This window comes from Christiangramia pacifica (assembly GCF_057221535.1).
In genome coordinates this window covers 2613507-2634948 of the sequence record NZ_CM170146.1, presented here as the reverse complement: position 1 = coordinate 2634948, position 21442 = coordinate 2613507, and the positions used below count along the sequence as shown (strand labels likewise).

The window sequence follows — 21442 nt, the reverse complement described above, 5'->3', positions numbered from 1 at the left end:
TAAATGTGCAGAAACTTGGGGTTTCTACGGGTTAGGTTATTAAGTTAAAAAAAGTAACTGTGCTGAATAGGCAACTCTGATTTTCGGGTTATGGCTCAAATATAGCAAGATAAAATTGAGAATTGCAAACAAAACCTTAATATTTTAACAATACTATATGTTTTTATAGGCTTTCTTTCCCGCTTCATAATGAGTAACTTTGCGGTTTTAGCAGAACTCAAGCATGATAGCAGATATTTCTAAAGTCGACCCTAAGCAGAATATAATTATTAAAGGTGCAAAACTGCACAATCTCAAAAACATCAATGCGGTAATCCCCAGGAATAAACTCGTGGTGATTACAGGACTTTCGGGTTCTGGTAAGTCCAGTTTAGCCTTTGATACATTATACGCGGAAGGTCAGCGTAGATATGTGGAAAGTTTGAGTTCTTATGCCCGTCAATTCCTGGGCAGGTTGAATAAACCGAAGGTTGACTATATAAAAGGAATAGCTCCGGCTATAGCCATAGAACAAAAAGTCAATTCTACCAATCCTAGATCTACAGTAGGAACTTCTACTGAAATCTATGATTACTTAAAACTACTCTTTGCCAGAATCGGGCGCACCTATTCTCCTGTCTCCGGAAATGAAGTCAAAAAAGACACGGTCACAGATGTAATAAATTATATAAAGGATTTTCCTGAAAGGGAAAAATTACTCCTTCTCGCCCCTATTCATGTTGAAGAAGGTAGGTCTTTAGAGAAAAAGATTAAGGTGCTTGCTCAGCAAGGTTACAGCAGAATTAAAGTTGATGGTGAAGTTGTAAGAATAGATGAGTCTGACCTTAAAAAAATTAAGGAAGAAAATACATGGCTGGTAGTAGACAGGATTATTACCAAAAATGAAGAAGATTTCTATAACAGGCTAGCAGACGCTGTGGAAGCAGCATTTTTTGAGGGTAAAGGTGAACTTTACATCGAGAAACTTTCAGATAATAGCTCCAGGCATTTCAGCAACAAATTTGAACTTGACGGAATAAGTTTTCTAGAACCGAATGTTCATTTATTCAGTTTCAACAACCCATATGGAGCATGCCCAAAATGTGAAGGTTATGGTGATGTTATTGGTATTGATGAAGAGCTGGTAATTCCAAATACCGGTCTTTCTGTATATGAAAATGCTATTTTTCCATGGAGAGGAGATAGCATGAGCTGGTATCGAGATCAGCTGGTGAATAATTCACATAAATTTGATTTCCCTATTCACAAACCATATTTCGAACTTAACGATGAACAGAAAGATCTTATCTGGAATGGAAATCAGTATTTTGAAGGACTGAATCAATTCTTTGAATTTTTAGAAAGCAAAGCTTATAAAATTCAGAATAGAGTAATGCTTTCAAGATATCGTGGAAAAACAAAATGCTCTGCTTGTAAAGGGAAAAGGCTTAGACCGGAAGCTCAATACGTAAAGATCAACAATCATAGTATTACAGACCTCGTTGAAAAACCGTTGAACAGAGTTAGAGAATTCTTCAATGAGCTTGAACTTAATGAATATGATGCGAAGATCGCAAAACGACTTTTGACTGAAATCAGGAACAGGCTGGAATTTCTTTCGAATGTAGGACTGGATTACCTTACCTTAAATCGAAAATCTAATACCTTATCAGGTGGAGAATCTCAGAGGATCAATCTTGCGACCTCGTTAGGTAGTAGCCTGGTAGGATCCATGTACATTCTGGATGAACCTTCCATTGGTCTGCATCCAAAAGATACTGAAAAACTGATCGGTGTTTTAAAACATCTACGTGATCTCGGTAATACGGTAATTGTGGTAGAACATGATGAAGAGATCATGAATGCTGCAGATGAGATTATTGATATAGGGCCTCAAGCAGGAACTAACGGCGGCCATGTGGTCGCTACGGGAACTCTTAAAGAAATACTCAAATCCGATTCCCTTACGGCCAGTTATTTGAATGGAAAGAAAGAGATAAAAGTTCCGGAAAAAAGAAGGACTTCAAAAGATAAAATCAAAGTTCTAGGAGCCCGTGAAAATAATCTTAAGAATATAGATGTAGAATTTCAATTAGGAGTTTTTACGGCAATTACTGGTGTTTCCGGGAGTGGAAAAAGCACACTCGTAAAAAAGATACTTTATCCTGCAGTTCAAAAAGAAATTGGTGGCTACGGAGAAAAAGCGGGTCAGTTTAGCGGCATTGAAGGTAATTTTAAAAATCTCGGTACTGTTGAATTCGTAGATCAGAATCCTATAGGAAGATCCTCCAGGTCTAATCCTGTAACTTATATTAAGGCCTATGATGATATAAGAAATCTTTTTGCATCTCAGCGATTGGCAAAACTTCGTGGTTTTAAGGCGAAACATTTCTCTTTCAATGTGGACGGTGGTAGATGCGAGACCTGTAAAGGTGAAGGTGAAGTTACTATCGAAATGCAGTTCATGGCCGATGTCCACTTAGAATGCGAAGCATGTAACGGAAAAAGATTTAAAAAGGAGGTTCTGGAAGTAACTTTTCATGATAAGAATATTGATGATATTTTAAATATGACCATCGATGATGCAACCAAATTCTTTGAAGATCACGATCAAAGCAAGATCGTTAAAAAGCTGAAACCATTAAAAGATGTTGGATTAGGCTATGTACAATTAGGACAGAGCTCTTCTACTCTTTCTGGAGGTGAAGCCCAAAGGATCAAATTAGCTTCTTTCCTGGTAAAAGGAAATACTAAAACCAAGGCATTATTTATTTTTGATGAACCTACCACAGGACTGCATTTTCACGACATCAAGAAATTATTGAAATCTTTTAATGCTTTGATCTCTAAAGGTCACTCAGTTATTGTTATTGAGCATAATATGGATCTTGTAAAATGCGCTGATTATGTCATTGACTTAGGCCCAGATGGAGGTGAAAATGGTGGTTACCTCGTTGCAGAAGGAACGCCGGAAGAAGTTTCAAGCAATAAGAAATCATTTACTTCAAAATATCTTAAAGAAAAACTTTCCTGATTTATATCATGCTGTAAAATAAGACTTTACATCGGGAAAATCGATTTACTAAATTCTGGAAGTCAGCATTATTCCTGAATTTGGCACACGCTTTGTATTTAATAAGAAAAACGTTCTTAATTAAATACTCTACTACCATGAAAAATCTGACCCTTATTATCGCATTCTTATTTATTGGATGGTCAGTATCGGCATCCGAAAATTCTAACCAAGCCACCACTACTAATTTTTATAATTATAACGATTCATTCATATTTGTTGAAGGAGGCGTAGAATTTGCGGTTTACCCTAATGGTGAATTTGATTTCTATTTTAATCCAGATTTCCGAAGAGGAAGTTCTGTACACATATCTTCTCCAAATGTGAATATAAGTTATAACTCTGGTTATAACTATGAACCTTTCATCCAGTATGATGATTATGGTGCCGTGATTCAAATTGAAGATGTTCCAGTTTATTACGATTATTATGGACGTATCATTCAGGCTGGAAATATATATATGAGATACAATAATTTTGGTCGACTGGCCAGAGTTGGAAATTTACATGTTCATTATAATCACCACCACCATATCACTCATTATTCCGGTTATATAAGCCCTTATAACAGAAGGTATGTTTATAGACCATGGCATGATTATTATCGTCGTCCTAATGTTAATGTAAGCATCGTATTTGGAAGACCATACCGTGCTTATTATGAGCCCCAAAGAATTTCTTATAATCAATATGTAACTGTTTATAACAACTATTATGCGAACGGCAAAAGGAAAAGAAATTTCTATAGGCCGTCTCAATCGGTTAGGGATTATAATTATGGAAGAAGAACTTCTTCCAAGAGAAATATTGCTCAGGTAAAATCACGTTCTAATTACAATGTCGCTGAGGCCCGAAACAATAATGTTAGAACACGGTCGTACTCTTCAAGAGATGATGGAAAATTAGATAATGTTAGAAATTCAACCAGAGGCAATTCCAGAGGAAATCTAAGTAATAGCAAATCTCGTGCTTATAGCGATAGAAATGAAAGAAGCACTAATTCTCGAGGAAGGACTTCAAGAGTTGAAAGCTCACCTCAAAAAAGACAGGTGACTGTTGGAGATAGATCTGTTAGGTCCCCTCAACAACGGACATCGAAAATTGAAAGTAGAAATAGTTCTCGCGTGGAAAGAGCTGCATCTCCAACAAAAAGAAGTTCTGTTCAGACTAGGACGTCCTCAAGGATTGAAAGATCATCATCTCCAGCATCCAGAACACGATCTGTAGAAAAAAGTACAAGAAGTTCTGAAAGGAATTATTCTGCAAGTCGTCCAACAAAAAGACAAAGTTCATCTTCTGTTAGAACGAGAACTAATTCTGGAGCTTCAAGATCTCAGGCAATTAGATCAAAAAATTCTTCCAGATCTAGAAGTTCGGCACGAAATGTGGATAACACAATATAGATGACAAGTTCATAATTTAATTTTTTGGTTGGTTAGTTGGAAAACCCTTGAAGCTCATATGCCGATAGGGTTTTCTCGTTTTATGACCTCTTGATATACTTATCTATAATCTGATTGATATCTTCTGAAAATCTGAAATAGTAGACTATCGTTAAATACAGAATTCCGGCAACAATAGCTTTTATAGCAATATTTAAAATAGGGTAAATTGGAAGATCCCAGAAATAAAAACCAATGCTGAAAATTCCAGTTATTAAAAGCGCTAAAAACGTGTTATTGGTAAACGGATGAATTTTAAATTTTTTAAATACTATAAAAATCTTTGAGGTATTATAGATGGCAAAAGCTATAAAACTAGCTATAGCAGCTCCTTCGATACCAAATTTGGGTATTAATAGATAATTCAGAACGAAAGCTAAAATTACCAGCACTACTCCTACTCCAAGAACTATTCGATAATAATCAGAATTAAAAAGGATACTATTATTATTACCTAAAAAATTATCATAGAGTTTTACCAGTGATATCAACAGAACCACGAGAATACTTATGCTATATTCATCCGGAATCAGCTCGTACAAAGAATTCACGTTGGTAATGATCCAGATAAAAATAAGTCCGCTAACGATCAAAAGATTCAACGAACTTTTTTCATAGAGATCTTTGAGGCCAGCTTTATCTTTATTATTCAGCATTTCTGCAGTCAACGGATTAGTGATTTGATGCATCGCCTTTTGTGGTACCGAAATCACTGTAGCAATATAAACTGCAATACCATAAATGGCCACATTTTCAATCGGCAGATAATGTTCTATCATCACCTTATCCAAATCCAGCAATACCGTTGCCACGGAAGCCGCCAGTAAAATAAGACAGGAATATTTTAAAACCGGGGCAAGGTTTTTTGGGAATTTAAAACTGAATTTTGGACGGTGTAAGGAAAATGCATACATCGCCATAAGAATTGTCCTTCCTACGAAAACGAAAGATATTCCATAGATGAACCATTCGATATTGATCCATTTGAAGTATACGGCAAAAAGTAAAATACTAATACAAAGTCTATGAAAGACTTCTTTCATCAAATTACCAAAAGTACTTTTGTAATAAATTTTTGACCACGAAAAAAAAACTTCAAAATATGATGTGGCCATCGCGATCAAAAATATAAGCCAGACATAAGGCTGAACTAGATCATTCTCTCCCTTGAAATATTCTAACAGCTGATTATAAAATATCATTCCGAATATACCAATTAGTAATCCGGCAATAGCGGGAATGATCAAAACCAGGTTTAAAAGCCTGTCCTGGTCACCTCTCGTCTTATAGGAGGTGAAAAATTTGATGAGAGTACTGTGAACACCGAAAACAAGAAACGGCCAGATTAGATTTGCCGCAGAAAGTAAAAAACTTACCAGTCCGTAATATTCTTTTTCAAGAAAATAAGTGAAAAGAAATAAAGTATTAATAGCACCAATCCCGAAACCAACGTAGGTGGTCACCATATTCTTTAAGGATTGATTTATAATAATTCCCATTTATACTTGTTCAATCAATTCTGCAAGCTCCTTTGTTAGATTCCTCCGGTGATATTTTTCAATATTGGTAGAATCACTCGCTAATTCATTCTTCTGAAATTTATGAAATAAGGAAGCTATTTCGTTTTTAATTCCATTTAAATCCTGGTATAAAAAGGCTTTTCCTGCATTTGTACCTGAAATGATTTTTTCCGCATCCCAATTTTCCGGACCTATCGCTAATATCGGTCGCCTTGCTGATAAATATTCAAATATCTTCCCTGGAATTATCCCTCTGGTTTCTTCAGCGTCAATTTCAATAAGCAACAAAACTGAAGATAACCTTTGCATTTTTATTGCCTCATTATGGCTTACATAACCTTTATTTTCAAGGAAATTATGTAATCCATATCTTTCAATACTCTGTAAAACTTCTTCGCTTAATTTCCCAGCAAGACTAAGTGAAAGTTTTGATTTGAACTGATCACTTTCCTTTACCAGTTCACTCAAAGCTTTCCAGAGATTCTCTGGATTTCTACCTGATAATAGTGAACCTATATGAGCAATCCGGAATTTTTTACCATTAGGTTTCAATTTATTTATTTCCTCATCAAACCCATTCGTAATTACCGTTACCGGTTTAGAGGTTTTACGCTCAAACTCATCTTTTGTTGTAAAGCTTGTAGTAATTATATGATCTGCTGAATCTAAAACAGATCTTTCAAGTTCTTCATGTTTTATCCTAGAACTTTTTGTAAGCTTTAATTTTTCATGATAGCCAATCTGAGTCCAGGGATCTCGAAAATCTGCAATCCATTTAATACCCAATCTTTTTTTGATCTCCAAGCCGATCAAATGTAGGCTATGTGGAGGCCCTGTAGTAATAATAGCATGATAATCTTCATTCTGAATTTTTTCTGTTAGAAATTTTACTGAAGGTTTGACCCAGTATTTTCTAGCATCAGGAATAAAAAAATTGCCACGTATAAAAAGTAAAGCTTTTTGAATTATTGACTGATTTTCTTCATTCTGAATAATTCCAGAGCTTATGGTTTCTGTGTCCTTTTTAGAGAAAAGGTTAGCAATGGAGTATGGCTCGAAAATTTTATTTTTAAGAACCTTGATCCCTTCCGGAACTTCTTTTTGAAAACTTTGATCGGTTATTGGATAACTAGGATTTTCAGGAATATAAACTACGGGTTCTGCGTTATAGAGACGCAGATATTTTACGAATTTAAGCCATCGCTGTACTCCGGGTCCACCTGCCGGCGGCCAGTAATATGTAACAATGAGAACTTTTTTCATTCGTTTTAAATAAGCCTAATTATCACGCTTTTTAAATTCAAAACCAATTCCTCCTATTACGATAAGCCCAATAAGTATAGAACTTATTAAAGAAATCGTACTTCCGGTTTTAACAACTTGCGGTTCGAATTTAAAAGTGATCTCGTGATCGCCAGCGGGCACATTCATACCTCGTAAGGTATAATTTACCTGCACGTGAGATGCCTCTTTCCCGTCAACATATGCCTGCCAACCAGGTTGGTAATAGTTTTCAGAAAATACTACGAATTGCTCTGAATCCGCAGAGAATTCATATTTAAGTTCATTGGGCTGATAATGTGTTAATTCGATATTAGCTGAGTCATCCGGGGAAATGTCAGCATTTACCTTGTCCTTGAATTTTGAATTAATGATAACTGTAGACTTCAGGTCGGTTTCTTCCAACTCCAGGATTTCATCATTCTGAGAATCTACCCATTTCACCTTATCAACCAGCCATGCATTTCCATAAGCTTCTGGATTTTGCTGTGGTTGCGCACCTTCTTCCGTGGGAATAATAAAATATTTTACATTCAGCATGCTCAATATTTTCACATTGTTCTTAGAAATATAAAAATCAAAAAGATCCTGAATTCTTCCAGGTTTTGCTGCATGATAACCGCCTAAAGCGTTGTGATAATAAGAAGTCCTTCCATTGTTAAAAGGATCTCCAGAAAGATCAAATACTCTGTAGTGACCTTTATCCTGAAGAATTGCTTCATCTGCAGGTAATTTCTGAAAAGGTTGCTCCATCTCCCTGGCCTGAACAAAATCTTCATCGTTCACATATCTTTTGTCTACTCCAATAAGATCCACTAGAATTAGAATTACCAGGCCTCCGATAACCATGTTACGATTAATCTTGGTTTTTAGATAAGCAAATAATAAACCTGCCGAAATCAAAACAAATACCAGGGAACGGATGACATCTGCTGAAAATATCGCTTTTCGATCTTCTTCCAGAGCATTCATAAAGTCCATCCCAAATTGCTGGCTCAACTGTTGATCTTTTAATCCTTCAAAATCAAATAAAACAGATTTTAATAGAAGAAATATGAGAAGTAATCCACCAGTAATAATCGAAGACCATTTTAAGGCATGCAGCTTTTCCTCTTTGTTTACTTCCTTCAGAAATAATTTGTATAAGCCTAAGACCGCTAATAACGGTAAACACAATTCTAAAATCACCTGTATGGATGTGATCGCTCTGAACTTATCATAAAGTGGCACAAATTCTATAAAGAACCTGGTTAGTATTTCAAAATTCTTACCCCAGCTTAAAACGAGTGCCAGAATACTTCCTCCCACAATCCACCATTTTAATCTTCCTCTTATAAGAAATAAAGCAAAAACGAATAAGAAAATTACCGTGGCACCTATATAAGCCGGTGCACCAACATATGGCTGATCACCCCAGTAAGTTGGGGCGTTTTCAGTAAATCCAGCCGCCTGAGATGGAGATGCTCCAATTTGTTGTAAAGCACTATAAATTTCCGAATCCTTTCCTATATTTTCGGCACTACCTCCACCCATAAATCTTGGAACCATCAGATTAAAGCTTTCCACAATACCATAACTGTAAGAAGTAATATATTCAAACCCGAGGCCTGATTTCTTTTTAGGTGCGCCATTAGGCTGAATGCTTAATTCAGATTCTCCCCTTGTAGAATATTGCGTATACTCACTGGTAGCAAGAAGATTTGTTGCATTTGCTGCAATAGCAATAATTACGGCAACAACCATAATACCAATGGATTTGAAAAACCTTGGAAGCATCTTTTTTTGATAGGCATCTACCAGATAAGCAATACCAAGAACAATTACCAGAAGTAATAAATAGTACGTCATCTGAAAATGATTCGCCTGGATTTCCAATGCCATTGCTACCGTGAGCAATAAAAAACTCCAGATATTTCTGTTTCTGAAAATAGCGATGATTCCAGCCAGAACCATTGGCATATAGGCAATGGCATGCGCTTTGGAATTGTGACCAATACCTAAGATTATGATGAGATAAGTTGAAAACCCAAAGGCAATTGAGCCTAAAAATGCCAGTTTATAATCTACCTTCAAACAAAGTAAAAGAATATAAAATCCTATTAAATAGAGAAAAAGATAATCTGCCGGCCTTGGTAAAAATCTTAGAACTGAATCTAATTTCTTTATATAATTATGAGGATAATATGCGCCAAGTTGATAAGTAGGCATTCCCCCAAATGCAGCATCTGTCCAGAAAGGTTCTTCCCCGGTTTCGGCTCTGAAATCCTTTTGCTCCTTAGCCATTCCGATGTATTGCACAATATCACTCTGGAAAATCTCTTTCCCCTGCAAAACCGGGTTGAAATAAAATAATGATAATACAATAAAACCTGCCAGAACTAACAGGTGAGGTAAGAATTGCTTCAGTTTAGCCATTAATCGGACTTTTGATTTTACTCGCAGTTTTATACTACACAAAGCCAAAAATAAGGGCTTTGTTAAAATCCGAAATTAATCAATTTCTTCGTAATCGATATATTCCCCAACATTTTTATTGGATTCCTTTCCAGACTTAGGTTTCTTGTCGATGCTTACCTTTCCTTCTTTTTGTTGCTGAGCTTGTGCACCGCCAAATTGCTGATTAAACTGTTGTTCAAATTTGCGTCCCATTTTTTTCATGAAATACTTAAGGATCAACGGGCCGAAATAGCGGAATAATATTTTTAAACCGAAGTATACTAATAAAACGATAAGAACCGTTTTTAATACTCCAGACAAAGATGCTTCTAACATTTTTAAGCTTTTGACAAAAATAAAAATTAGGGGCCAGAATCAAGGAAGCTTCAGCTATAAAATTATAATAAATCTTATATCTTTGAGAGAAACAAGCTATACGAACATGCGTAAATCAGCCATATTCAGCCTCTTTCTAATAATTGCGACCACCAGCCTTCAAGCCCAATATACTGAAACCATAAACTCAAATAGACCGGGTCAATCGCAGGGAGCTTTTGCCGTAGGAACAAATGTACTACAGCTGGAATCTGGTGCGTATTTTGGCAATGACCAGCATAGTGGATTAGGAACTGATACCGATATCTGGGGTATTGATTACCAGTTAAGATACGGTTTACTTTTCGAGAGACTGGAACTAAATCTAACAGGTTCCTTTGAAAATCAGGATATCATGAGAAATTTCCTGGGAGTTATGAGCGAAGGAACAATCCGGAACTTTAAATCAAATACTTTCGGTGCGAAATATTTAGTTTTTGATCCAAATGTGAGTCTAAAAGAAGATAAACCTAACTTATACAGCTGGAAGGCAAATCAGAGATTTAAATGGAAAACACTTATTCCTGCTATCTCTATATATGCCGGCGCAAACTTTTCATTTGGAGACAATCCTTATTTATTCGAAGGAGAAGGAAAATTTAGTCCGAAAGCCGCAATTATCACACAGAATAATTGGGGTCGTTGGGTATTGGTTTTGAATTTCATTGCAGACAAACTTACGGAAGAATATAGATCGTATGCCGGGATCGCTACCATGACCCACGCAGTAACTCCAAATTTTGCTGTTTTTGGAGAGTATCAGGCTATTAAAGGAGATATTTATGCCGACGACCTTGTTCGTGCCGGAGGTGCTTATTTAATCGGAGATAATTTTCAATTCGATGTATCCGGTCTTATAAATTTTAAAGAAACACCATCAAGATGGCAGGTTGCTGCCGGAATTTCTTATAGACTCGACCTTCATAAAGTCGATGAATTTTTGGAAGAATCCAGTGAAGGTAACCGCAGACGTGCCAGAACTGAAAAACTTGACGAAGAACCAACAGAAGACGACGGAGATGGGGAAGTGAATAGATCAAATTAATGCATAAAAAAAGGCCGGATTCTTCCGGCCTTTTTTTATTGAGATATATGCTAAATTATTTATTAGACATGGCAGCTTCAACTGAAGCAGATAATCTCTTATAAGTTCCATTTTCAAGTCTTTCACGAATCGCTGAAAAAGCTTCCAGAGTATCTTCAACGTCCTGTAAAGTATGGGTAGCTGTAGGAATCATTCTAAGAAGGATCAATCCTTTTGGAATAACCGGGTAAACAACAATAGAACAGAATACCCCATGATTTTCACGTAGATCTTTTACAAGAGCCATCGCTTCTGGAATACTTCCTTTTAAATAAACCGGAGTCACACAACTTTGAGTGGTTCCTATATCAAAACCTTTGTCTTTCAATCCGTTTTGCAGAGCATTCACATTTTCCCAAAGCTTCTCTTTAAGCTCAGGCATTGTTCTTAGCATTTCAAGACGTTTAAGAGCTCCAACCACCAACTGCATTTGCAGTGATTTTGCGAACATCTGAGATCTAAGGTTGTACTTTAAATAATCGATAATCTCTTTGTCACCAGCAATAAAAGCACCAGTACTGGCAAGAGATTTTGCGAAAGTGGCAAAGTAAACATCTATCTCATCCTGTACTCCTTGCTCCTCTCCTGCTCCGGCTCCGGTTTTACCAAGAGTTCCGAAACCATGTGCATCATCTACAAAAAGTCTGAAATTATATTTCTTTTTAAGCTCTACAATTTCCTTAAGTTTTCCCTGTTCACCTCTCATTCCGAACACTCCTTCAGAAATCAATAATATTCCTCCTCCGGTTTGTTCTGCGATCTTTTCGGCTCTTTTCAGGTTCTTTTCGATACTTTCCATATCGTTATGCTTGTAGGTAAAACGCTGACCTAAGTGTAATCTTACACCGTCAATGATACAAGCATGCGCATCAACATCATATACAATAACGTCCTGCTTGGAAACCAGAGCATCGATGGTAGAAACCATTCCCTGGTAACCAAAATTCAATAAATATGCTGATTGCTTATTTACAAAGGATGCTAATTCATCCTGTAATTTTTCGTGAAGATCTGTGTGACCACTCATCATTCTGGCACCCATTGGGTAAGCTGATCCGTATTCAGCTGCAGCTTCGGCATCTACTTTACGAACTTCAGGATGATTGGCAAGGCCGAGGTAATCATTAATACTCCAGGTAATTACTTCTTTACCGCGAAATTTCATGCGGTTAGAAATTGGTCCTTCCAGTTTAGGAAAAACGAAATACCCTTCTGCCTGCTCTGCCCATTTACCTAGCGGTCCTTTGTCTTTGTAAATTTTATCAAATAAATCCTTCATCGGTCATTTTTTAGACGAGCCGCAAAAATACTGAAAATTGGCTCAATTCTACAAAGTAAATTATAAACATCGAAATCTAATAAAAACAAAAGCATCCTACAAAGAATAGGATGCTTTTGTTAATAAGTGTTAATAAACTTTTATTTGATCACTTCTATATCCTGTGATTTAGATTCCTTTTCTGCGTCAAAGAAGCCCTGATCGTTCATCCAGTCATCGCTGTAGATCTTACTCATATAGCGGGAACCATGATCAGGAAAAATCATTACTACTCTAGAGTTTTCATCAAATTCTCCATCCTCATAATACTGCTTAAGTCCCTGCATAGCTGCACCACTGGTGTATCCAACAAATAAACCTTCCGTTTTCGCAATATCCCTTGCGGTATGCGCCGCATCCTCATCAGATACCTTGGTGAATTTATCAATCACATCAAAATCTGTAGCTGTTGGAATTAGGTTCTTACCAAGACCTTCAATTCTATATGGATAAATCTCCTCTTTATCGAATTCACGAGTTTCATGATATTTCTTCAATACAGATCCAAAGGCATCGATCCCAAGAACTTTAATATCCGGATTCTGCTCTTTCAAAAATCTTGCAGTTCCGGAAATTGTTCCTCCGGTTCCACTACATGCAACTAGATGAGTAATCTTTCCTTCGGTCTGTTTCCAGATCTCCGGTCCTGTAGAATGAAAATGAGCATCAATATTCAATTCGTTAAAATACTGATTGATATAAACCGAACCTTTAATTTCAGAATGCAGTCTTTTAGCGACTTCATAATAAGAACGAGGATCGTCTGCCGGTACATTTGCCGGACAAACATAAACCTTCGCTCCCATTGTCTTCAGCATGTCTATTTTATCTTTCGAAGATTTAGAACTAACAGCTAAAATACATTCGTAGCCTTTGATACAGCTAACCATAGCGATACTAAAACCGGTATTTCCGGAAGTAGTTTCTATGATCGTATCTCCGGGCTTAAGGATACCTTTTCTTTCAGCTTCCTCTATAATATGAAGGGCAATTCTATCTTTAGATGAGTGACCAGGATTAAAAGCTTCTACTTTTGCAAAGTATTGACCTTTATAAGCGCCGGTTATCTTATTTAGGTGGATTAACGGAGTATTACCTACTAGTTGTAATACATTGTCATATACCTTCAAGTCTTCTCTCATAAATCGAAGTTCTTTTTGAAAATGCTCTATTGGTTTTCACCTCTAGAACGGGTCAAATTTAAGGCAAATTTTTTAATTATTCGTGAATACCCTCTAGATCCAGAAGAAACGCATACTCTTCAGCAACTTCTTTTAAAGCTTCAAACCTTCCTGATGCACCTCCGTGACCTGCATCCATATTGGTATGCAATAGCAGAACATGGTCATCTGTTTTAAGCTCTCTTAATTTAGCTACCCATTTGGCAGGTTCCCAATATTGCACCTGTGAATCGTGCAAGCCGGTAGTTACTAACATATTGGGATAATCCTGCGCCTTTACATTGTCATAAGGCGAATAAGATTTCATGTAATCATAATAATCCTTATCGTTAGGATTTCCCCATTCATCATATTCTCCTGTAGTAAGCGGAATACTGTCATCAAGCATTGTAGTAACCACATCTACAAATGGTACCGCGGCTATCACACCATTATAAAGGTTTGGAGCAATATTCACTACCGCACCCATCAGTAAACCTCCGGCAGATCCTCCCATGGCATATAAATGACTGGCAGAAGTATAATTCTCTTTAACCAGAAATTCAGAAACATCAATAAAATCTGTAAAGGTGTTCTTCTTAGCAAAAAGCTTTCCGTCTTCATACCATTCTCTTCCAAGGTATTCTCCACCTCGAATATGTGCAATGGCATAAATGAAACCTCTGTCCAAAAGACTGAGTCTAACCGTGGAAAAATATGGATCTATGGTTGATCCATAAGAACCATATGCGTACTGAAGTAATGGATTGGTACCATCTTTCTTGATTCCCTTTCTATAAACTAAAGAAACCGGAATTTTAGTGCCATCGTGCGCAGTCGCCCATAATCTTTCGGAGGTATAGTTTTCCTTGTCAAATTTACCTCCAAGTACTTCCTGTTCCTTTAATACAATTTTATCTCCGGTTTTCATGTTATACTCCACTACCGAAGTTGGTGTGGTAAGACTGTTGTATGTATATCTTAATATATCTGTATCAAAATCGGGATTGATAGAAGTATATGCCGTATAAGTTTCATTGTCAAAAGGAATGTAAAATTCTTCACTATCATCCCATTTGATAATTCTGATCTTGTTGAGGCCATTATTTCTTTCGCTTACTACCAGGTATTCCTTGAAAATATCAATATCCTCCAGCAAGAAATCTTTTCTGTGCGGTATGACATTTACCCAGTTCTCTTTCAGAGTCTGGTTTACTGGTGTTTTCATCAGCTTGAAATTGGTAGCTTGATCTTTATTGGTCACTATGTAAAAATCGCCATCAAAATGAGAAATACTATATTCCAGGCCTCTTTCCCTTGGCTGAAAAACCGAAAATCCACCTTCTGGAGTATTTGCATCCAGAAATCTATATTCGGTCGTAAGAGTACTATGCGAGCCGATAATAATATAGTCTCTTGATTTTGATTTGTACACATAAGTATTGAAGGTTTCATCCTCTTCTTCGTATACTAGCTGATCTTCTTTAGGATCTGTACCCAGAATGTGCTTATAGATCCTGTAAGATCGTAAAGTCTGTGGATCCTTTTTTGTGTAATAAAGAGTCTTATTATCGTTTGCCCATGTGGAACCACCCGTGGTATTCTTGATCTCTTCATCATAAATCTCACCAGTTTCTAGATTCTTGATCCTGATGGTATATTTTCTTCGGCTCAGGGTATCGGTTCCAAAAGCAACGAGTTTATTGTCTGGAGTAACATTCAATCCGCCGAGGCTATAGTAATCATAACCTTTGGCCATTTCGTTCACATTGAACATAATTTCTTCAGGCGCCTCCAGAGTTTCTTTTTTCCTGGAATAGATTGGGTAATCAAAACCTTTTTCAAAACGCGTAATGTACCAGTATCCGTTCAATTTATATGGAACAGATTCATCATCTTCCTTGATTCGTGACTTCATCTCTTCAAACAATTCCGCCTGAAAATCCTTTGTATGAGCAGTCATCTTATCATTATAATCATTTTCAGCATTCAGGTAATCAAGAACTTCCTGGTCTTCACGCTGATTCATCCAGAAATAATTATCGATGCGCACGTCACCATGCTTCTCTAATTCTTTAGCAATTTTCTTAGCTTTTGGGGCTTGGATGTCTTTTTTCAAATCTGTATTATTTTGAGCGGTTGCAAATGTAACGCATCCTAATAGAATAACTAATAGTCTTTTCATTTTGACGGGATTAATGCGGTAATTTAGTAAATTTGGAATCACAAATTTTAAATCGAAAAAATATGTTTGGAGATATGATGGGCATGATGAATAAACTGAAGGAAGCCCAGGAAAAAGTTGAAGCGACAAAAAAGAGATTAGACACGGTACTTGTAGATGAACAATCTAGTGACGGATTGCTTAAAGTTACGATCACGGCAAATAGAGAAGTGAAGAATATTTCTATTGATGACCAGTTATTGGAAGACAAGGAACAGCTTGAAGATTACCTTGTTCTAACTATGAATAAAGCAATCGCAAAAGCAACCAGCATCAATGAGGCTGAAATTGGTGCAGCTGCCAAGGACGGTATGCCAGATATTCCGGGAATGAGCGATATGATGAAATAGAGTTCTATTTCTTGAATAATAAAAAAGCCGGGATTTATCCCGGCTTTTTTATTTTTATGAATCTCCTCTAGCTGGATAATCTTCCTTAATCACAAAGGAAATTGATCTTAATAATTCATCGAATTTTGGCCTGGCGAATGGCATTGATTGTACGCTTGCCGAATATAAAGTATTATCAGGTTTGATTAGAAACAATCCAGGTTCCAGGAAAACTTCAGGTTCAGAATCTTGTACAGCTTCAGAAACAAATAGTCCCCATTTTCTGCCGTCTTCAGGTTTGAAACCGTAGGCAATATTCAGGTTTTCAACGTCCCATTCTTCCACTGTTTTTTGAGCCAGCTCCTCGGTATTGGCACTGGCGCAAATCACATTCACACCTTTATCTCTAAAATCCTCAATTTTGTTATTGAGTTCCTCAAGATAATTTTTACAAACGGGACAATGAATCCCTCTATATACGATGAGCATTGTAAACTTATCAGGTTTATTTTCTCTGAGGTTCCATTCCAGGCCCCTGGTGGTTTTTAAAATTAATTCAGGTACTTCCTGACGTGGTTTTAAATTTTTCATGATTCAATTTTTAATAAAATTAAATCAATTTTAAACCGGGACATTCTTAAACTCTGCTAATCTTTAGTTAAGCTTTCTCAACTTAGGCCAGTTCAATATTTTTCAGGGTTTCCAGAAATTGTAAATGCATTTCTTCGGTGTAGTCAAGATGGGTTACGATACGCAGTTTACCCTGTCCCATATTACTTATTCGAATATTTTTGTCGGATAATTGCTTGATGAATTCAGTTTCATTTTCAGCATTTTTCAGATAAAAGATAACGATATTGGTTTCTACGGGTTCTACACTTCCAACGTAATACTGTTCTGCCAGGACCTCAGCTATTTTTGCTGCACGTTCGTTATCTTTTGCCAGTCTATCCACATGATTGTCTAAAGCATAAATACCGGCTGCAGCCATAAGGCCAACCTGTCTCATCCCACCACCAAGAACTTTTCTGATCCTGATGGCATTTTTCATTAATCGCTTATCTCCGATCAATACTGAACCCATTGGCGTTCCCAGGCCTTTAGAAAGACAAACCGAAATCGTATCAAACAATTTTCCGTAATCCTTAGGATCTTCATTCTTTTTCACTATTGCATTGAAAAGCCTTGCCCCGTCAAGATGTAAACCTAATTCATGTTTATTACAAACCTGTCTGACTTTTTTAATCGCTTCAAGATCATAACAAGCTCCACCACCTTTATTGGTGGTATTCTCAAGACATACTAAAGTGGTTAACGGACTGTGATAAAAATCTGGCGGATTAATGTTTTCTTCCACTTGCTCTGCGGTGATCATACCTCGAACTCCATCTACAAGTTTACAGGAAACACCGCTATTGAAAGACACTCCTCCTCCTTCATAATTATATACGTGAGCCCATTTATCACAAATCAACTGTTCTCCAGGCTGGGTGTGTAATTTAATTGCTGCCTGATTCGCCATACTTCCTGTAGGAAAAAACAAAGCTTCATCCTTCCCGAACATTTTCGCCAGTTTTTCTTCCAGCGCATTAATTGTGGGATCTTCTTTATAAACATCATCTCCTACCTCAGCAGACATTATTGCCTGCAACATTCCTTTTGTTGGCCTGGTAACCGTATCGCTTCTTAGATCTATCTCTTTCATGCTTTAATTTTTACTGAATGCTAAGGTAAAAACTTATAGTTTCTTTTCTTAATAATTCGAATTCAATAAAATTTCATCCCTGGATTAACTTATTATGAAATCTAAAGCTGAAATTTTGAGAAATTACTTTTTATTCGAAGGATTTTGTTAAACAGATGCATTTCAGTCAATTAATTTGTATTTTCTAACAAATTCTGCCTATGAAATCAAATTCTGAAAATCCCACTTTTGAATCTTACAATCGTGATCCTAAGCTTTACGATGAGATTTTTGATGAGAATGAGAATGTAAGAGAGACTTACAGTACCCTTTTTAATTTATATAGTGAACATTCTGCAAAAGATTTTGCCCGATTAAATGATAAAGCTAAAGCTTCATTTTTCAATCAGGGGATCACTTTCCAGGTATATGGTGATCACGAGATAAAAGAAAAGATCTTTCCATTTGATCTGTTTCCCAGGATAATCGATTCTGAAGAGTGGGAGCATATTGAAAAAGGTGTTTTGCAACGTAGTAAGGCTTTAAATGAATTTCTGAAAGATCTCTATCACGATAAGAATATAATAAAGGATGGAATTGTTCCTCTTGAACTTATAAGTTCTTCTGTGAATTACCTGGACCAGATGAATGGGTTTGATCCGCCTGGAGGAATTTACAATCACATATCGGGAACCGATCTTATCAAACATTCAGACGGAAAATATTATGTGTTGGAAGATAATATTCGCTGTCCATCCGGGGTAAGCTATGTTATTTGTAACAGAACGGCTTTAAAAAGAGCTTTATTCGGTGTATTTAACCATTATCAGGCACATTCAGTTACAGATTATGCAGAGAATTTGCTTGAGATCCTTGAAAGCGTAAAACCGATAGGAGTAGATGTTCCGAATTGCGTAGTGATAACTCCCGGAATCTATAATTCTGCTTATTATGAGCACTCCTATCTCGCCAAAGCTATGGGCGTAGAACTTGTGGAAGGAAGAGATCTATTCGTGGAGAATGATTTCGTCTATATGAAAACTATAAACGGGCCGGTAAAGGTGGATGTGATTTACAGAAGAATTGATGACCAGTTTATAGATCCATTGGAATTTAAACCTGATTCCGCTCTCGGAGTTCCAGGATTGATGGCAGCCTATAAAAAGGGCCATGTTTGTCTGGTTAATGCGCCGGGAACAGGAGTTGCAGACGACAAGGCCATTTATACCTATATGCCCGAGATCATTAAATATTATCTCGATGAAGAACCTATTTTAAATAATGTTCCTACTTACCATTGCAGCAGGCCAGACGAATTGGAATATGTTCTTAAAAATATCAGGGAATTAGTGGTTAAACCCGTAGATGAAGCCGGCGGTTACGGCATCTCCATAGGAAACAGGCTTTCAGATGACGAAGTTGAGGAAGTCCGCAATACGGTAAAGGCGAGTCCGAGAAAATACATCGCTCAACCTATTATGTCTCTTTCAGTGCATCCAACATATATTGAAGATTCTGAAAGTTTTGAGCCCCGGCACGTAGACCTTCGTACCTTCACTTTATTAGGTTCAGATAAAAACTTTGTCCTTAAAGGTGGTCTTACCAGGGTGGCACTAAAAAAGGGAAATCTTATTGTTAATTCATCCCAGGGTGGTGGTTCTAAAGACACCTGGGTTTTAAAAAATACTAAATAATTTATGTTAGCACGTGTAGCCAATAACCTGTTCTGGATGGGGAGATATATAGAACGTTCAGAGCATGTCGCCCGATATTTGAATGTAAATTATTTCGCTTCCCTCGACGCGCCTAATGAACTTTCTCAATCCAGACAATTCGTTTTGGAATCCATGCTCTTTATGGCAGATGATTTCAGCAGAACAGAAAAGGAGCTGGATGAAGAGGAGGTTTTATATGATATCGCCCTGAATCCCGATAAATCTTTTTCGATCATCAATTACGTAAAACAAGCCCGCGAAAATGCGAATAGTGCCCGGGATCTAATTTCAACCGAATTATATGAATCAATCAATAAGTTCTATCATTTTGTTCTGAATTATCCTGTGGAGATCTTCAAAAAAAGGGGTCTTTATGACTTTACGGTTCAGGTGGCAGAACATGTTTCTATCCTTCGCGGAAAGATTCGAGGAACTTTATTGCACGATGAGATCTATGCGATCATCATGCTGGGTATCAATATTGAAAGAGCTACACAGATTATTCGTATTATCAATTCTAAGTTCAAGGATGCCGTGATCGCCCAGGGTAGTTACGGAGACACTTTAAAAAATAGTTACGAATGGACAACATTATTAAAATGTGCTGAATCTTATGATATGATGCGGAGGTTCTACCGGCAGACTCCTACCAGCATATCCACGCTGGAATTCTTGATTCTGAATACAGATTGTCCACGTTCAGTGATGAACAGTCTTAATCAGGTTTGCAAACACATAATGGTTCTTAGCAATGAAAAGCATCCGTCCAAACATTCTTCTGCCTTTTTAATTGGAAGAGTCAGGTCTAAATATCAATACAAAGTGATCGAGGAAATTGAAAGTGATCTGCAGGCTTTTATTGAAAACATCCTTGACGATCTTAACAGTATCGGAATCCAATTAGAAAAAGAATATTTTAATTATTAATTCATGAAAATGAACTTAATTTGATACACTTGAAAATCTAAGATGAACCTGGATTATCATATAAACTATTCTGCCAGAAACACCTACGAAAACATGACCGAAGGTGGGTTATGGCAATTTCTCGTAATTCCTGAAGAGAACGAAACGCAGGAGTTAATTTCTGAAGAATTCCGGAATTCTATCAACGCCCCGGTAGAACACTCTATAAATGGTTATGATTTTAAGACCTATAGAATAAAAACGAAAAAAGCCATAGCCGAAATTGATTTTTCGGGTGATTTTCATATCATCAAGAAAGTAGAGAATGTATTTGAAAAACTTTCCTTAGAGTATTCTGAAAACGAATATGAAGATCTAAGATCTGTGAAATTTAGAGCTAGTAATGACGTATTCCTGAGATTTACAGATCTCACTAGACTGCACCAGGAAGTTGACTTTAAATTCGATGAGAAATTAAGCTTATTTCAGAATCTTCAAAATCTAAATTCCTGGATCAAAAAAGAGTTTACTTTCAAAACGAATGTAACCGATATCGATACAGACCTGAATCATATTCTTGAAATCAAACAGGGTGTTTGCCAGGATTTCACGCATCTTTTTATTGCCATCGCTAAAAAGTTTGGAATTCCCTCAAGATATGTTTCCGGTTATTTACACCAGGGTAATGGTTTTGTAGGTGACCTACAGATGCACGCATGGGTAGAATGTTGCCTGCCAAACAGCGGCTGGGTTGGCTTTGACCCTACAAATGATCTTATCGCTGCTGAAAATCATATTAAGGTCGCCCACGGAAAAGATTATTCAGACTGTCCGCCCTTAAAAGGTATTGTTTTTTCTTCAGGAAAAAATGATACTGAATACACGGTTCAGGTTGCAGCGCAGCAGCAACAATAGG

Annotated in this window: 16 protein-coding genes; 7 read left to right on the top strand and 9 right to left on the bottom strand. The window is 36.9% G+C overall.

The window, feature by feature from the left end:
- Positions 1–223 precede the first annotated feature (223 nt).
- The gene (uvrA, locus tag AC2S94_RS12045; RefSeq protein WP_484628823.1) at positions 224–3013 is read left to right on the top strand and encodes an excinuclease ABC subunit UvrA; all 2790 of its coding nucleotides are present in this window, start codon (positions 224–226) and stop codon (positions 3011–3013) included.
- Positions 3014–3150: 137 nt separating this feature from the next.
- Entirely contained in the window at positions 3151–4455 is a 1305-nt protein-coding gene (locus tag AC2S94_RS12040; RefSeq protein WP_484628822.1) for a hypothetical protein, read from the top strand.
- A gap of 80 nt (positions 4456–4535) precedes the next feature.
- Here the strand turns inward: AC2S94_RS12040 and AC2S94_RS12035 are convergent, their stop codons facing one another.
- The 4 genes from AC2S94_RS12035 to AC2S94_RS12020 all read right to left on the bottom strand — a co-directional run bounded on the left by AC2S94_RS12035 (position 4536) and on the right by AC2S94_RS12020 (position 10067).
- Positions 4536–5993, bottom strand: a complete 1458-nt coding sequence (locus tag AC2S94_RS12035; RefSeq protein ID WP_484628821.1) for a lipopolysaccharide biosynthesis protein — start codon at positions 5991–5993, stop codon at positions 4536–4538.
- A complete protein-coding gene (locus AC2S94_RS12030) occupies positions 5994–7277 on the bottom strand; it encodes a glycosyltransferase family 4 protein (RefSeq protein ID WP_484628820.1) in 1284 nt (427 codons plus the stop codon).
- 15 nt (positions 7278–7292) lie between these two features.
- Positions 7293–9710: a YfhO family protein gene (locus AC2S94_RS12025; protein ID WP_484628819.1), complete on the bottom strand. Its 2418-nt coding sequence runs from the start codon at positions 9708–9710 to the stop codon at positions 7293–7295.
- Between the two features lie 75 nt (positions 9711–9785).
- Positions 9786–10067 (bottom strand): DUF4834 family protein, encoded by a 282-nt coding sequence (locus tag AC2S94_RS12020; protein WP_484628818.1) that lies wholly within the window; start codon positions 10065–10067, stop codon positions 9786–9788.
- Positions 10068–10149: 82 nt separating this feature from the next.
- Here AC2S94_RS12020 and AC2S94_RS12015 point away from each other — a divergent pair, with 82 nt between their 5' ends.
- The gene (locus AC2S94_RS12015) at positions 10150–11151 is read left to right on the top strand and encodes a transporter (RefSeq protein ID WP_484628817.1); all 1002 of its coding nucleotides are present in this window, start codon (positions 10150–10152) and stop codon (positions 11149–11151) included.
- Between the two features lie 55 nt (positions 11152–11206).
- Here the strand turns inward: AC2S94_RS12015 and capB are convergent, their stop codons facing one another.
- From capB to AC2S94_RS12000, 3 genes are all read right to left on the bottom strand, one after another.
- Complete coding sequence (gene capB / locus AC2S94_RS12010) at positions 11207–12469, bottom strand: cysteate-C-fatty acyltransferase (protein ID WP_484628816.1); 1263 nt, start codon at positions 12467–12469, stop codon at positions 11207–11209.
- Positions 12470–12609: 140 nt separating this feature from the next.
- Positions 12610–13650 (bottom strand): cysteate synthase, encoded by a 1041-nt coding sequence (capA, locus tag AC2S94_RS12005; RefSeq protein WP_484628815.1) that lies wholly within the window; start codon positions 13648–13650, stop codon positions 12610–12612.
- Between the two features lie 76 nt (positions 13651–13726).
- Complete coding sequence (locus tag AC2S94_RS12000) at positions 13727–15853, bottom strand: S9 family peptidase (RefSeq protein WP_484628814.1); 2127 nt, start codon at positions 15851–15853, stop codon at positions 13727–13729.
- 62 nt (positions 15854–15915) lie between these two features.
- Here AC2S94_RS12000 and AC2S94_RS11995 point away from each other — a divergent pair, with 62 nt between their 5' ends.
- Positions 15916–16242 carry a YbaB/EbfC family nucleoid-associated protein gene (locus tag AC2S94_RS11995; protein ID WP_484628813.1) on the top strand — a complete coding sequence of 109 codons (327 nt, stop codon included), beginning with the start codon at positions 15916–15918 and terminating at the stop codon, positions 16240–16242.
- Positions 16243–16296: 54 nt separating this feature from the next.
- Here the strand turns inward: AC2S94_RS11995 and AC2S94_RS11990 are convergent, their stop codons facing one another.
- Both AC2S94_RS11990 and AC2S94_RS11985 read right to left on the bottom strand, forming a co-directional pair.
- Positions 16297–16812, bottom strand: a complete 516-nt coding sequence (locus AC2S94_RS11990) for a redoxin domain-containing protein (RefSeq protein ID WP_484628812.1) — start codon at positions 16810–16812, stop codon at positions 16297–16299.
- Positions 16813–16894: 82 nt separating this feature from the next.
- A complete protein-coding gene (locus tag AC2S94_RS11985) occupies positions 16895–17926 on the bottom strand; it encodes a threonine aldolase family protein (protein WP_484628811.1) in 1032 nt (343 codons plus the stop codon).
- A gap of 200 nt (positions 17927–18126) precedes the next feature.
- Between AC2S94_RS11985 and AC2S94_RS11980 the strand changes: the two genes are divergently transcribed.
- The 3 genes from AC2S94_RS11980 to AC2S94_RS11970 are packed head-to-tail and all read left to right on the top strand — an operon-like array spanning position 18127 to position 21441.
- Positions 18127–19599, top strand: a complete 1473-nt coding sequence (locus tag AC2S94_RS11980) for a circularly permuted type 2 ATP-grasp protein (RefSeq protein ID WP_484628810.1) — start codon at positions 18127–18129, stop codon at positions 19597–19599.
- A 3-nt stretch (positions 19600–19602) separates the two neighbouring features.
- Positions 19603–20547: an alpha-E domain-containing protein gene (locus AC2S94_RS11975; protein ID WP_484628809.1), complete on the top strand. Its 945-nt coding sequence runs from the start codon at positions 19603–19605 to the stop codon at positions 20545–20547.
- 42 nt (positions 20548–20589) lie between these two features.
- Positions 20590–21441, top strand: coding sequence for a transglutaminase-like domain-containing protein (locus AC2S94_RS11970; protein WP_484628808.1), 852 nt, complete (start codon positions 20590–20592; stop codon positions 21439–21441).
- The last annotated feature ends 1 nt before the right edge of the window (position 21442 follow it).